Origin of the sequence: Psychrobacillus sp. OK032 (genome assembly GCF_900111345.1) — a bacterium.
Lineage (GTDB): Bacteria > Bacillota > Bacilli > Bacillales_A > Planococcaceae > Psychrobacillus.
Map to the genome: position 1 here is coordinate 19,582 of NZ_FOGY01000014.1, position 13,009 is coordinate 32,590.

Sequence of the window (13,009 nt, forward strand, 5' to 3'; positions counted from 1 at the left end):
GACTTTCTTTATTCTTTACCCTCAGAGTTGTGAACTTATATTGGATTGTGAAGATTTCGACTCATATACAGATTATACAAAAGAAGAGGTTTAGTTTAGATTGTGAAACATTGTACTTAAACTAACTGGTGCTTTAGTTATACAAGATCATCATTTCGATGGTCTGTTTTTTTATCCGAAACATCAAGTAGATCTCAGAAATCCATTGTGAAATGGTACACTTAAACTAACGCGGCAGGTTAGTTCAATAAGCAGGGATTTTTTGAAAAGAAGTAGAAGTACTTGTTATATGGGGAAATTATTCAATTAATGGATAAGTAAAGAATCGAGGTGGTAATAAAAAATGGTTGAAAAAACTCAAACAAACAACAGTAAATCGGTAATTTCCTTAACACTAGGTATTCTTTCAATCCTAATACCATACATCGGATTGATACTTGGTGTTATAGGAGTTGTAGTTTCAAGAAAAGCGACAAAAGAAATTGTAAAAACAGATGAAGGTGGCAGTGGATTAGCTACCTCTGGTTTAATTTGTAGCATTGTCGGGATTATCATTCAACTCTTTCTAGTGGTGAGTATTATTGCTTTCTATTCTCTAACTATTGTAAGTTAGTATTTCAAGTTCTTCTTCAACTAACGGGTGCTTTACTTCAAGAAGGAGTAAAGCCTTTTTTCTTGTTGAACTAACGCAGCAGTTTAGTTAAAGAAGAGTACAAAATGAAAAGTTGTTTAATCTATTTATTAGGGGGATTTTTAATGCAAAAGATTATTAGAACCAGGGATATGGATTGGAAACAGTGGAATTTAAGAATTCCATTAGTTTTATTCCTTTTTGGGGCAACAGCAGCTTTATATCAGTCGTTTCCTAACTTATTTTTAGTTGAAAGTGGTTTCTTTGTGAGTGCCCAATATATAGGGGGTATTGTTCTTCTGTTCATGTTGTTTGAAAAAATAGGTTTGAATCAAAAGAAGATACATTTTACATTTGGAATTTTACTAATATTGACTGGTTTATTGATGGATATTATCTTTATTTGATACTAATAATTACTTGAACTCTTTACAGTGGTTGTTCAACTAACGGTGTGCTTTAGGGAAATATAGAGCTGATAATAAAGCTCACTTTTGTTGTTCAACTAACGAAGCAGTTTAGTTTAAGAAGGATAAAGAAATTGTGAAGCTCACAGGAGTGCCAAAACCAACGATTTATTTGAAGATAAAAGAACAAACGAAAGAAATGTAGGAAGAGTAAATATTAGAACCTATTGGTAGTGATCCTGTTAAATAATACTGATGTTAAATTCATCTATAAAGAAAAAAGGACCTAAGTTATGGTCCTTTTGTGGTGTACTTAGTTTAACTAACGTCCCAGAACACCTCTTTGAAATCTTAACAAATCTCTCGTTTATATGGTTTTCCTTAAAAGCTCAAAATCACTAATAATTTTTTTGTGGTTTCCGGACTTTACCATTTTAATTATTTCATTATTACCATATTTTAAAGCAGTTTCAACTTCATGAGCATTGGGAAAAGCTCCATATTTAATTAAATATGCAACAATATATTTATTATCTTTTTGTATTGCTAATTCTAACGCAGTCTGTCCAGTTTGAGACTTTGAGTGTGCACCTGCTTTATATTTATCAAAGCTCAATATAACTCCTTCAACATCATTATTGAGGATACTATTAATAAGTAATTTATTTCCTTCTGGAATATTTTCTGTAAAATTTGATTTTACAGTATTAGTGTTTTTTTGCTGTTCTATGAACTTACACCAACTCATCGCACGATTATAATCATTTCTAAATTCACTATTATCCATTTCACAACCATTGTGATTAGAAAATACCTCTATTTCTTTATACCCATTATCACCATGGATAGAATCGAAGTAGATAATTAGTGTAACTTTATGGACAAGGTTTTTTGAATTTTTCCTGCCTGTAACACCTCCAATAATTGCTCCAACACCACCTAATAATAATCCACCAACTATAGCTCTACCAGCTGCATCTGATATTGATGTTCTATACTCTGTATTATCATCGATTTTTATTTCGCATTCAAAGATGCTCTGTTTGTTAATAAACTTAAAACCCTTTCTATGATTATAAAACCATAATCCATTTCTTTCATAGTCATAAATCAGATGGTCCCAATTAAATCTGATAAATTTGTACTGTGTAATGTTGTTTTTAGTCATAAACGTGGCTAATTCACTATCATTTTTCTTTCCACTAAAATTCGCCCATAAAAAAAGTATTACGCAAAGAGCTAAAAATGCTATTAGTAAAGCCCCAAAAAATCCTATTATAGTTGTCACTGTTGTTCCTCCTAGATGATTAATTCCTGTTTTGATTTTACAACAAATGACCATCTAATATTTTGTCAAATAATGGAGACGCGGAAGAATGACGAGATAAGGTGAAATTCAAAACGAATATAGCGCAGAACAATTAAAACTGAAATGGGGGAAGAAACTATTTAGCACCAATCTAATACTGCTTCGGCAGTTTTTTTTATGCAACTAACAGGTGCTTTACTTCAAGAAGGAGTAAAGCCTTTTTCCTTATTCAAAACTAAAGGGGGAGGTTAGTTGAACAAGCAGGTTATTTTTAGAATGGTGTTGAAGTACTTTATTAAAGGAGGAAGGATTTATTGGATGAAGAAATAATATTATACATACGGAGGAGGTGATAATAAATAAATGACTTTCTTATATTTTATAGTTGGGTACTGTGCTTTATATTTAGTGATTTGGTTACATGAAGTTGGACATGGGATCGTATATGCAAAATATAAATGCAAAGATAATCCTTTTAAGGTTCATGTGCCATTCTATTTATTCTTCTCTACACCCCAGCCTGTTGATGAAAAAAAGGCACAAACTCTAAATAGTAAACAGTACTTTAATATTGGCATAGCGGGAATAATAGTAAATCTGCTTTTTGGTATTCCTGTATCCTTCCTTATACTAACGATTGAGTTTAATAACTCGATTTTAATTTTCTTTTTTTATTCATTTGCCTTATTTCATTTAGTGAAGGCTGCAAGTTACTTGACAATTAGTAATATTTTTCTTGCAAGTGATATGATAACTGTTCAAAACTACAAACCAAAATTAAGAATACCCTTATTTTTAATAGGAATATTTATAGTTGTCCTTATCATTTTCATGCTAATCAAAAGTCCTGATAGTTGGAGATTGGGATACATCATTTCAATAATAATCATGATATTATGCATGGGATTAGGAAGAATTTTCTTTAGCCGAAGAACACGGGCTGCGTAGGCAGCTCTTTTTTCTTATTACACTAACGGGTGCTTTAGCAGAACAGGGTTATCAGTAGAACGCCTTATTGTTATTCAACTAAAGCAGCAGGTTAGTTTAAGAAGCATTGTTTGTTTAATTCAGATGAGAAGGGGAGTAGATAATGAGGGTCCTTTACTAATGTTTTGTTCGTTGTTTTATCATCTGGCTTTGAAATAACGTTTGATTCTCTATAAGAAAGAACGATAATTTATATAAAAGTTTGATAAAATGTTATTAATAAATTGAGATTGTGAACTATAAATGATCAGGGTGGAGATTTAATGAATAACAATTCTTATAATATTGTCGTGCATGTTGTCAATTTAATCCTATTGGGAGCTATCGGTTTTCTCGCGTTTTTCTCTGTGGTAAATATTAGCCCCCCAGTCCAAGACCCTATCTCTGACATGTTTAAATTCGGTCTTTTTGTTTTCCTGCTCGTCATGTGGGCAGTTAATTACTGGTTCCAATTCAAGAAGAAAAAATGGATTCTGCCAATAGCTGGAACGATCCTTTACATCGCCATCGCTTTGTTCGTCGGGGGAGTAATCATGCCATTCCTACGCGAAATTGTTACTAAATAATCCCGCAGCCATGCCGAATAACAATTAAATAGATTTATCACGTTTGGTAAGCTGGCTAATAGAAACTCTGTTCTTCTTGCATTAACGGGTGCTTTACTACAAGAAGGAGTAAAGCCTTTTTTCTAATAAAATTAAAGCGGCAGTTTAGTTGAATAAGAAAAATTTTAGCTTGTTCCACAATAGGGCCAGATTGTGGAGTTGTGTATTGTGACAGTGAAGGAAACAGTGGAGTTTTATACATCTCAAGCCTTAGCATAAAATACATCTCAGATCCAATTACAGGAATTCATTCGCACTGTAAGATAGAAATATAAAGTGGGAAGTAATGGAAAAAATGTTTTTGGATTGTTTTCAGTAATTATGAAGAAAGATAAGGAGTGAGAAAATGAAAAAGCTATGGCTCTTTTGGTGGATTGCTAACATCTTTTGGGTAGCTGTTTTTGCAGTAGGTACAGCTTTCGTTTGGCTTAGGGAGGTTGATGGCGCAGGTGTTACTCAAACAACTGAGGCAAAATTAGCAGCATTTATAGTTTTATTAATTGCATTTATATTCCCGGTAATAATTCAAGTTGTCTGGCTAATTGTTAACTTGGTAATTAACAGTAATAAAAAAACTAAAATTCAGCAAATATAAAAAGGGGGGATGTATTTAAGAAATTAGCAAACTAAGCAATCGGGCGCGATTGTGGAATAAACGTCCCTTCTCTTATTCAACTAACGGGTGCTTTACTTCAAGAAGGGGTAAAGCCTTTTTCTTCTAACAACTATAGGGGCAGAATAATGAAAGAAGAACAAGAAGTTGTCAGTACTATTAAACCGCTTGTTCTTCTCTTTCAATGTTGTTTTTCAGATGCTAAAGTATCAAACAAGTAAAAATAGCAAATCAAACTATAACTGTTTTATCGGTACACATATTTCGCAATAATGGTTGTTTACCATATCCTCAGTGTATCTTTCCAAAATGGGTTTGTTATCAATCTGATATCCATTGCTTTGAAGAGTAGGAAAAATATAAGCATATGCTTTTTGAATGTCTTCAGCTGTATGTTTGACTTCGTAAATAAGGTATTTTCCACCTGCAAGTTCACCTTCGCAAATTGAATCATCCATTTGATAATCCTCTGTAATCACAATACAAGCATCAAATCTACAGTTTTCAGGAAGCGTTGTCTCTGGGTTATCTTGTTGAATTGCAAGTATAATAGCCGAAAGATTTTTCTCTTTTGCCCATTTTTTTAACTTCTCCATTACTTCAATATTTGCTGAACCATACGGACCAACTCGTCGCACGTAAGCCAAGCGATAGTTAGGGAGTATTTCAACTTTAAACTTCATAAATTCTTTCCTCCTTTCTTCATTTGGATTTGATTGGTACATTTCGAATGTAACATGCTTAAAAAATATATACACTTTATTTTTTAAAAATAATATTTTTCCTTATTCAACTAACGGGTGCTTTAGTTAATCAAGACCATCATTTCGATGGTCTATTTTTCCGTCCAAAACATCAAGTAGATTTCGTCGATCCATTGTGAAATGTTACACTTAAACTAACGTGGCAGCTTAGTTCAATAAGAAAGTATGATAGATTTAATTAACAGAAAAATTGAAAAGGGGTTTCAACATTGAATACTTTAATGATTAAAGAACTAAAATCTCGTAAAGAGATTATTGAAGCATTTCCAATTATGAAGCAGTTACGAACTCATCTTGATGAAAGTACTTACCTTGAATTAGTACTGGAAGCACAAGAAGTAGACAGATATAAAATGTTGGCTTTATTTTATGAAGATAAAATTGTAGCGGTGACTGGGTTTAAGCCAATGACAACATTATATTATGGAAGATTTGTTTGGGTTTGTGATTTGGTTACGGACACAAATATACGGTCAAAAGGATATGGAGAAAAATTACTTACACATGTTCATGAATGGGCAAGAGAAAATAAGTATGAAAGTGTTGCCCTATCCTCAGGGTTACAGCGTACAAATGCACACCGTTTTTATGAAGAGAGGATGAATTACGACAAAGTAAGTTATGTGTTTAAAACATCTTTAACATAAGTACGATATTCAACTAACGGGTGCTTTAGCAGAACAAGACCATCATTTCGATGATCTATTTTTACGTCCAAAACTAACGAAAGTTTAATTGAATAAGTTGAATGTTAAAATAGCGAGAAAAGGAGATTGTGAAATGAGTTTAGCAAGTTATATTGGATGCAATATAGAAATACCTCTTAGTAATGAAGAGTCAGACGATTTAATTATTATTGGAGATTGTTTTTCGAACAAGTACAACCGTCGAGATGTGAAAAAACATCAATTTACTACTCCTTTTGTTTACGAAGTATCAAGTGACTGGGGAATAGAGATTTCGGAATATATGAACCAAAAAACGTGTGCTGAATCAAAAGAGAAGCTAATTGAACTGTGTAAAATTATGGACAGTTACATTGATAAAGGTGATTTTTTTGAACTGTATAGTTGTTGGGTCGGAGAAGAAGCTGATAAGCGGGAAGGTGAGATAACTCTTCGAATCAATAACTTTGACATTGAACAGATAAAAATGCCTGAAAAAACGTTAGTGAGATTTGAAAAATGAGTTCTTCTTTAACTCCCATGAAAATTAGTGCTTCAAGAAATGAATTTAAGAAGACCCCTACTTAATCGTTAAAAAAAAAGAGGAGAGCGTAAATAAGTCTATGGATTACGGTTGACTGGATTAAGGTCAGTATCAGTATTGACACTTCCTAACCATTTTCATTCTCTGTGGTGCAGCATTTTTTTGTGCTGCATGGATGGCTAACGGGTGCTTTACTTCAAGAAGGGGTAAAGCTTTTTTTCTTATTGAACTAACGGGGCAGTTTAGTGCAACAAGGATTATCGTCAGATTTACTACGCTAAGTAAAGAAATGTTACCAAACACCACTTTGGGGACGTTTTTATATTAAAGCAAATAAACTAATTCTAATTTAATTATGTTAAAATATACTCAATTTTCCATTTAAGGGGTGTGTGAAATGTTAGAAACATATGAAAAAGATGTAATAGGCGAAGATTATCGTTCGTTAATCGAAATAGCTTCTAAAAAATGTGATAAATTTGCATTCGTTAAAAGAAAAGATATGATGGCAGATGAGAAATTGGCTATGAAATATTTCAACGAATTTGTAAAGGATATTAAAAATTCATTAATTGAAATGAAAGAGCAATCCGAATGGGAAGTAAATAAACTTTTAGAAGCAACAGCGTATGTATGTTATTACGAGTTAAATGAACAAACGAAAAATTTTTTACAAACAAAAAGTAACTCACTTTTTGGATGGATTGGAAGTTTACCAGAAGATTTAATACTTTATAGTGGTGACAAAGTTTGGCTTGCTTGTAATTCACACGAAAGTTATTTTTTTGTTAATAAAGAACTCGATAACTACGAAGACCTAATGAAACTTTTAAAAAATGCGTAATTTATCTTGGTATCAAAACGATAAAAAGTTTTATACAGTCATACTCAAATAAACGTTCCCAAATAAAAGTTTGGGATTACATATAACCTCTTAGAATCTTGATTTAACAGCGTTCTAGGAGGTTTCTCTTTATTTAACTTTAAACAGCTTTTTATGCAAAGTCGTTTGAAGACGGATACTACAAGACTTTCTTTTTTCTTTACCCTCAGAGTTGTGAACTTATATTGGATTGTGAAGATTTCGACTCATATACAGAATATACAAAAGAAGAGGTTTAGTTTAGATTGTGAAACATTGTACTTAAACTAACGGGTGCTTTAGTTAAACAAGACCATCATTTCGATGGTCTATTTTTACGTCCAAAAAATCACGTATATTTCGGTGATTCATTGTGAAATGTTACATTTCAACTAAGGAAGCAGGATAGTTGAAGATCAATTACAGTGAACAGTATCAAAAGTGAATGAGGTTTTCTATTAGACTTAAAGATCATAAATTTGATTGTTTAATCTAAACCCCCACTTCTTAGGAAGCAAAAATTACATTTTAAATATGAGTAAGCAGTATTTGTTAAAAGAAGTATCAAAGAACAACAAAACATCCTTGATACTTCTTTTTTCAATTTCTAGGCATGAAAAGATTTTGGTTCTTCTGGATATACAATAGGAAGCATGCCATTCGTTTGTTGCTTACCTTTTAAGCAGATTTCTTTTGTTTTTGATCTAAACTATGAGTGAGGAAAGTTAGCAGACTTGCACAGACTGCAATTATCCCACCAACCCAAGTTACATTCATTAAATTCCCTTGATGGTATACAATTCCGCCTAAAGCAGAGCCAAAAGCGATACCTACGTTGCTTGCCACTGGCATAAGTGAAGCAGCGAGACCTGTTGCTTTTGGCTGATAAATTCCGGCGAGGTCTATTAAATAAAGCTGAGTAGATGTTGTTAAGAGGATGGCCATTAACGACATCAACCCAATGTTTGCCAGTCCTAAGATAAAATGATTTGTAGTCCAAAATAAACTTGTCAGAACAACTGCCTGCACGAGAAAAACAAACCGAAGGCGACCGATTGCATTGTGGCCGGCAATTTTACCTGCGAGGATGTTGCTGAAAATCGAGATAAATCCGTAACCAAATAAGATTAAACTATTTGAATGATTTGGTACTTCCATTCCCTTTAAGATAGGAACAAGGTACGTAAAGACGGTATAAGTTGCGCCAAATCCGAGAGCAGGAATGAAAAAAGCCATCAAAATTCTTGGATTGGTCATTAATGAAAACTGATCCCGTATCGAACTGCGTATTTGGCTGAGTCTATTGGGTAAGACGAAAAAGGCTGCAAAAAACGCCAATCCTCCTAGGAAAGTAGTTAACATGAAAGTGGCATTCCAGCCGTACGAATCGGCGATGACAATACCAATTGGCACTCCAACGACATTCGCAAGTGTGAAACCACCGAAAACAAATGATATAGCAATTCCGCGTTTTTTAATCGGCATGGTTTCACTTGCAACAATCATGGCTAGAGAGATTAATACTCCTGTTACAATCGCTGTCATAATCCGAAGTGCAAGGAGCGTCATGTAGCTTGTCGAGATTATACACAAAGCATTCAGGACGATGAAAGAACCAATCAAAAACAACATCCATTTCCGCTTTGGAAAATGACTTGTTGCTGACATCACTAGTGGTGTGGCGATGGCAAACGTAATTGCAAACGCAGAAACGAGTGTGCCTGCTTTGGCATTTGTTATTTGAAGGCTCGAGGAAATATCGGTTAAGATTCCGACAATAACAAATTCGCTTGTCCCGAGAACAAATGTTAATAAAGAAAGTGTTAAGATGAGTAACCAATGTCGCTTGGATAATTTTGTGGGGTGCATAAATACCTCTTTTCTTAGATGAATGTAAATGTGTCAGATAGTAGATACACGACCTAAACATCTTACCATAAAATATTTTTTCGGGAAAAACCTTTTCTTATCAAATAGGAGATAATGGATTACCAGGTTCGACAATGCATAGGGAGTTAGCATAAAACTATTTAAGAAAGCACATTAATGTTGATAGTGCTATTGTCAGCATTAGGTATTAAGAAAATTAGTATGTAAAACCTCACTTAGTAATATCACGGTGAGCAGTGGCATATTTGTCGTTGGGGTCGGGGTAAAAACAATTGCCTTTTTAAAAAAATTGTTATTTTCACCGTTTTGCTTGGAAATTCATAATGGGTAATATGTTATTCAACTAACAGCAAGGAATTGGCGACTGAGATAGTAGTGGAAGATTTCATGGATTTTTTCCGAAGAGTGCTGACGAACAGACGTGAGCAAATAAGAGGTTCAAATAATCGAGATGGAATGCTCTTTTATATTTGGTTCGATTGGCAATCTGCACAAATCAAGTTTAGTTTGATATCAGATTATGACACTAACCTACCATTCGGATGTGAAATCGAAATTATACATAAACTTAAGCCTATTATTGGGGAGTTTATAAGATTTCCATATCACGATGGCTTTCCGTTTGAAGAGGTTAGAGATGATGAGCAAATGGAGGAAGACGTAAAAGGAGAAACTTTGAGAGTATGCCTCTTAAAAATAAATAGATAACCTTATTCAACTAACGGGTGCTTTACTTCAAGGGTGAAGATGTCGAAAAACAAACTAGGGGTGAATAAAATAGTACATAAAATGGGATTATACGGAGAATATTTTAAAGCAATTAAAGAAGGAAAAAAGACGGTTGAGGTTCGTTTATACGATGAGAATAGGAGGAAAATTAAAGTAGGCGATACTATCCAATTTATAAGGGTGCCTGAACAAAATGAAACATTAAAGGTACAAGTTAAAGATTTAAGAAAATACAATACATTTGAAGAAATGTATGAAAATATTCCGTTTCAAGATTTCGCTTGCGAAGGTTGGTCAATGAAGGTAATGGTAGAAGGAACCTATGAAATATATACACCAGAACAAGAAAAACAATGGGGAACATTGGCTTTTACTATAAAGTATTAAACAAAACTTTTTCAACTAACGGGTGCTTTACTTCAAGAAGGAGTATAGCCTTTTTTCTTATTAAACTAACGGTGCAGTTTAGTTGAAGATTCGATTTGCGGAATGATCAATCTTTTTAAAATATTACAATAGTAATGTTTTGGGTAGTATAGTATGGTTGATTTATAAACTATTATATTGAGGTGAACTAGAAATGAAACAAAAAAATATGATTATGTTGAATGAATATTATGGAGAACTTTGCACACAGATATACGAAAAAAGTAAATCGATAGCAGACGGAAAAGAACTAGAGTTTTTTCTATCTTTTGTCCAAGATAAAAAGATGAAAGTATTAGAACCTATGTGTGGAAACGGTAGAATGCTCATTCCTTTTATGGAAAAAGGAATAGACATTGAGGGCTTTGACATTTCAGAAGAAATGTTGCGGGTATGTAAATTAAAAGGTCAGAAATTAAATTTTAAACCGAATGTTTCTCATGGGAAAATAGAAGAATTTAAAGGCGATAAAAATTATGATTTAATAATGATACCATTTGGTTCTTTTTCACTTTTACCAGATGAATTAGTGAAAGATAGCCTTAATAACATGAAAACTATTTTAGAAGAAGATGGGAAATTACTTTTAACTGTTATGACAAACAAAGGTACAGTTGAAGATATTCCTGATTGGATTGAAACGAATAGACATTACCTTGAGGGCAACGAGATTATTGAATATAAGAAAGTCAATTATGACCAAGTTAGTAAGATGTTAAATACAAAATTGAAATATCAATTAGTTAAAGATGGTCAAATTGAGAAAGCAGAAATAATGGATTTCCCTATTCGCCTTTATGAATCTGGCGAATTTGAAAATATTTTAAAAACTAATGGCTTTGATGAAATTATTCTCCATGAAGTTATTAACGGATATGGAGAGGGAAGTTCATTTCAAGTATTTGAATGTGTAATATAGACTTAAAAAAAATTTCTTGTACAACTAACGGGTGCTTTACTTCAAGAGGGAGTAAAGCCTTTTTTATTAGACTAAAGAAGCCAGTTTAGTTGAACAAGGAATTTTCACATTTTTACTTGAATATATGCTATGCAGAACTTACCGCACATTGTAATAGTTGCAGGTCCTATATATACGGATTTTTCAAATGACGGATTTATGAACATAAAAGCAAATGGCTGTTTGTGTTTCAGATTTCAATTAAATTAGTTTTTGAAGTAGGCAGTCATTTATAGCACCAAGCCGTTGTCCTCAACTCTGGCTTCATGGTAAATTATTTAGAAATATATGGTAGGATAATATTTGTATAACAAAGAATATCTATATGAAGGAGGAGAGAGCTGATAATAGCTATGATTTGTTGGATAAAACTTATGATGGAAAAGAGTTATTAACCGTTTCTTTTGAAGATAAAGATAGTGTTGTAATCGGTACACCTTTAATCCTCGTTGACCCCGATTCCAATGAAGTAATTGGCTATATGCTTAGTGAATAAATTAACTGTTATTAAACTAACGCGGCAGGTTAGTTGAAGAAGGAATATTTCTTCTAATATAGAATTGTAACTACAAACATAACTAAGGAGGAGGTTCTTTAATGCACAACTCATTTTCAATGTTTTTAGATACTTATTTAGATGTTTGGAGAGATTCATCTTTAACGGACATGAAAAACTTAATATCACAAGATTATGAAGCAAGAGAAATAACAGGTGGAGATATAGTTGACTTTGGTTATGAAGAATCACTAAATGGATGGGAACAAGGTTTTAAATTTGCTAAAGAAAATAACGCTCAATGGAATATAAAAGTAATTTCAATTCTTCCTTTAAGAGAAAGTGAAACTATGGCTATTTTATCAGCTACTTTGATTATTCAAGGTAAGAGTTTAGAAACAGCAAATTTGTTCTTTCAGACGTTTAAAAAAAATAGCATGAACGATTGGAAATTAGTAAGAAGTTATATAGAAGCTGGAATTCCTTATGTTAGTACAAACAGCGTGTTATTCAACTAACGGTGCAGTTTAGTTGAAGATCATGGGTTGCTTAGGCAACTCTTTTTTCTTTTTAAACTAACGCAGCAGGTTAGTATTATACATCATTCGGTTAATTCCACATATGTTAGAATGTAGAAAAACGTAAAAGTGGAAAGAAGGTGTAGTTTTGATAAAAACAGTATTTGTAGGTTTAATATCATTTATCAGTGTAAGTAGTTTACTTCTATTGATTGGATATTTGTTTGATTTTAAATTGTTCATGTATAGTTTTTACAAAGAAACTTCAACAGGGTTCGAAGCAGGAGGTTCAGTAGTTCCTTTTATTATCGGGATAATTTGTAGCTATTTTATCGGTAATTACTATTAAAAAAGACAACATAGTTGTTAAGCTAACGGGTTGTTAAGAAATAATAAAATCGTTTAATTTTGAAGTGTTAAACATGCATAAATACCTTCAAAATAAAAAACAAGCTCCCAATAAAATTGTTCGCTTGTTTTTTGTACCCTTACATTTAAAAGGTCGATAACATTTAGTTAATGAAATTTTGAGGAATACATTCACGAACACCAGAATTTCTTAATGAGTTAAATAAAGCTGCACTGATCCTTAATATAACATTGGT

At 32.8% G+C, this 13,009-nt stretch carries 17 protein-coding genes and 1 pseudogene; 14 read left to right on the forward strand and 4 right to left on the reverse strand.

Features of this window, described 5'->3' with window-relative positions; translation table 11 throughout:
• The first annotated feature begins 343 nt into the window (after nucleotides 1-343).
• Both BMZ04_RS20305 and BMZ04_RS20310 read left to right on the forward strand, forming a co-directional pair.
• Nucleotides 344-613, forward strand: a complete 270-nt coding sequence (locus BMZ04_RS20305; protein ID WP_093276919.1) for a DUF4190 domain-containing protein — start codon at nucleotides 344-346, stop codon at nucleotides 611-613.
• 143 nt (nucleotides 614-756) lie between these two features.
• On the forward strand, nucleotides 757-1,038 hold the full coding sequence (locus tag BMZ04_RS20310; RefSeq protein WP_093276923.1) for a hypothetical protein: 282 nt from the start codon (nucleotides 757-759) through the stop codon (nucleotides 1,036-1,038).
• A gap of 367 nt (nucleotides 1,039-1,405) precedes the next feature.
• Here the strand turns inward: BMZ04_RS20310 and BMZ04_RS20315 are convergent, their stop codons facing one another.
• Nucleotides 1,406-2,326, reverse strand: coding sequence for a transient-receptor-potential channel family protein (locus BMZ04_RS20315; RefSeq protein WP_093276927.1), 921 nt, complete (start codon nucleotides 2,324-2,326; stop codon nucleotides 1,406-1,408).
• 384 nt (nucleotides 2,327-2,710) lie between these two features.
• Between BMZ04_RS20315 and BMZ04_RS20320 the strand changes: the two genes are divergently transcribed.
• The 3 genes from BMZ04_RS20320 to BMZ04_RS20335 all read left to right on the forward strand — a co-directional run bounded on the left by BMZ04_RS20320 (nucleotide 2,711) and on the right by BMZ04_RS20335 (nucleotide 4,534).
• Nucleotides 2,711-3,295, forward strand: a complete 585-nt coding sequence (locus BMZ04_RS20320; protein WP_093276930.1) for a zinc metalloprotease — start codon at nucleotides 2,711-2,713, stop codon at nucleotides 3,293-3,295.
• A 302-nt stretch (nucleotides 3,296-3,597) separates the two neighbouring features.
• Nucleotides 3,598-3,900 (forward strand): hypothetical protein, encoded by a 303-nt coding sequence (locus tag BMZ04_RS20325; protein WP_093276933.1) that lies wholly within the window; start codon nucleotides 3,598-3,600, stop codon nucleotides 3,898-3,900.
• 385 nt (nucleotides 3,901-4,285) lie between these two features.
• Complete coding sequence (locus BMZ04_RS20335; RefSeq protein ID WP_093276939.1) at nucleotides 4,286-4,534, forward strand: DUF3923 family protein; 249 nt, start codon at nucleotides 4,286-4,288, stop codon at nucleotides 4,532-4,534.
• Nucleotides 4,535-4,788: 254 nt separating this feature from the next.
• Here BMZ04_RS20335 and BMZ04_RS20340 read toward each other — a convergent pair whose 3' ends face one another.
• A complete protein-coding gene (locus tag BMZ04_RS20340; RefSeq protein WP_093276943.1) occupies nucleotides 4,789-5,235 on the reverse strand; it encodes an AraC family transcriptional regulator in 447 nt (148 codons plus the stop codon).
• Nucleotides 5,236-5,525: 290 nt separating this feature from the next.
• Here BMZ04_RS20340 and BMZ04_RS20345 point away from each other — a divergent pair, with 290 nt between their 5' ends.
• The 3 genes from BMZ04_RS20345 (at nucleotide 5,526) to BMZ04_RS20355 (ending at nucleotide 7,369) form a co-directional block, all read left to right on the forward strand.
• Nucleotides 5,526-5,963, forward strand: a complete 438-nt coding sequence (locus BMZ04_RS20345; protein ID WP_255368042.1) for a GNAT family N-acetyltransferase — start codon at nucleotides 5,526-5,528, stop codon at nucleotides 5,961-5,963.
• 133 nt (nucleotides 5,964-6,096) lie between these two features.
• Nucleotides 6,097-6,504 carry a hypothetical protein gene (locus BMZ04_RS20350; protein WP_093276946.1) on the forward strand — a complete coding sequence of 136 codons (408 nt, stop codon included), beginning with the start codon at nucleotides 6,097-6,099 and terminating at the stop codon, nucleotides 6,502-6,504.
• Nucleotides 6,505-6,922: 418 nt separating this feature from the next.
• Complete coding sequence (locus BMZ04_RS20355; RefSeq protein ID WP_093276949.1) at nucleotides 6,923-7,369, forward strand: hypothetical protein; 447 nt, start codon at nucleotides 6,923-6,925, stop codon at nucleotides 7,367-7,369.
• 696 nt (nucleotides 7,370-8,065) lie between these two features.
• On the opposite strand, the gene BMZ04_RS20360 is transcribed toward BMZ04_RS20355, so the two are convergent.
• Nucleotides 8,066-9,256, reverse strand: coding sequence for an MFS transporter (locus BMZ04_RS20360; RefSeq protein WP_093276953.1), 1,191 nt, complete (start codon nucleotides 9,254-9,256; stop codon nucleotides 8,066-8,068).
• A 408-nt stretch (nucleotides 9,257-9,664) separates the two neighbouring features.
• Between BMZ04_RS20360 and BMZ04_RS20365 the strand changes: the two genes are divergently transcribed.
• From BMZ04_RS20365 to BMZ04_RS20385, 6 genes are all read left to right on the forward strand, one after another.
• Entirely contained in the window at nucleotides 9,665-9,985 is a 321-nt protein-coding gene (locus BMZ04_RS20365; protein ID WP_093276957.1) for a hypothetical protein, read from the forward strand.
• Nucleotides 9,986-10,045: 60 nt separating this feature from the next.
• Nucleotides 10,046-10,393: an ASCH domain-containing protein gene (locus BMZ04_RS20370; RefSeq protein WP_255368043.1), complete on the forward strand. Its 348-nt coding sequence runs from the start codon at nucleotides 10,046-10,048 to the stop codon at nucleotides 10,391-10,393.
• Between the two features lie 217 nt (nucleotides 10,394-10,610).
• The gene (locus tag BMZ04_RS20375; RefSeq protein WP_093276981.1) at nucleotides 10,611-11,351 is read left to right on the forward strand and encodes a class I SAM-dependent methyltransferase; all 741 of its coding nucleotides are present in this window, start codon (nucleotides 10,611-10,613) and stop codon (nucleotides 11,349-11,351) included.
• 364 nt (nucleotides 11,352-11,715) lie between these two features.
• Nucleotides 11,716-11,886 (forward strand): hypothetical protein, encoded by a 171-nt coding sequence (locus BMZ04_RS22535; protein WP_177184523.1) that lies wholly within the window; start codon nucleotides 11,716-11,718, stop codon nucleotides 11,884-11,886.
• A 101-nt stretch (nucleotides 11,887-11,987) separates the two neighbouring features.
• On the forward strand, nucleotides 11,988-12,404 hold the full coding sequence (locus BMZ04_RS20380) for a flavoprotein (protein WP_093276960.1): 417 nt from the start codon (nucleotides 11,988-11,990) through the stop codon (nucleotides 12,402-12,404).
• A gap of 148 nt (nucleotides 12,405-12,552) precedes the next feature.
• A complete protein-coding gene (locus BMZ04_RS20385; protein WP_093276963.1) occupies nucleotides 12,553-12,753 on the forward strand; it encodes a hypothetical protein in 201 nt (66 codons plus the stop codon).
• Between the two features lie 163 nt (nucleotides 12,754-12,916).
• Here BMZ04_RS20385 and BMZ04_RS22985 read toward each other — a convergent pair.
• Nucleotides 12,917-13,009: pseudogene (locus BMZ04_RS22985) on the reverse strand (spore coat protein); the annotation flags it as partial.

Excerpts from the sequence above, each read along its gene's own strand:
- BMZ04_RS20305 (WP_093276919.1), top strand. The coding sequence starts at position 344 with ATGGTTGAAAAAACTCAAACAAACAACAGTAAATCGGTAATTTCCTTA.
- BMZ04_RS20310 (WP_093276923.1), top strand. The coding sequence starts at position 757 with ATGCAAAAGATTATTAGAACCAGGGATATGGATTGGAAACAGTGGAAT.
- BMZ04_RS20320 (WP_093276930.1), top strand. The coding sequence starts at position 2,711 with ATGACTTTCTTATATTTTATAGTTGGGTACTGTGCTTTATATTTAGTG.
- BMZ04_RS20325 (WP_093276933.1), top strand. The coding sequence starts at position 3,598 with ATGAATAACAATTCTTATAATATTGTCGTGCATGTTGTCAATTTAATC.
- BMZ04_RS20335 (WP_093276939.1), top strand. The coding sequence starts at position 4,286 with ATGAAAAAGCTATGGCTCTTTTGGTGGATTGCTAACATCTTTTGGGTA.
- BMZ04_RS20340 (WP_093276943.1), bottom strand. The coding sequence starts at position 5,235 with ATGAAGTTTAAAGTTGAAATACTCCCTAACTATCGCTTGGCTTACGTG.
- BMZ04_RS20350 (WP_093276946.1), top strand. The coding sequence starts at position 6,097 with ATGAGTTTAGCAAGTTATATTGGATGCAATATAGAAATACCTCTTAGT.
- BMZ04_RS20355 (WP_093276949.1), top strand. The coding sequence starts at position 6,923 with ATGTTAGAAACATATGAAAAAGATGTAATAGGCGAAGATTATCGTTCG.
- BMZ04_RS20360 (WP_093276953.1), bottom strand. The coding sequence starts at position 9,256 with ATGCACCCCACAAAATTATCCAAGCGACATTGGTTACTCATCTTAACA.
- BMZ04_RS20365 (WP_093276957.1), top strand. The coding sequence starts at position 9,665 with ATGGATTTTTTCCGAAGAGTGCTGACGAACAGACGTGAGCAAATAAGA.
- BMZ04_RS22535 (WP_177184523.1), top strand. The coding sequence starts at position 11,716 with ATGAAGGAGGAGAGAGCTGATAATAGCTATGATTTGTTGGATAAAACT.
- BMZ04_RS20380 (WP_093276960.1), top strand. The coding sequence starts at position 11,988 with ATGCACAACTCATTTTCAATGTTTTTAGATACTTATTTAGATGTTTGG.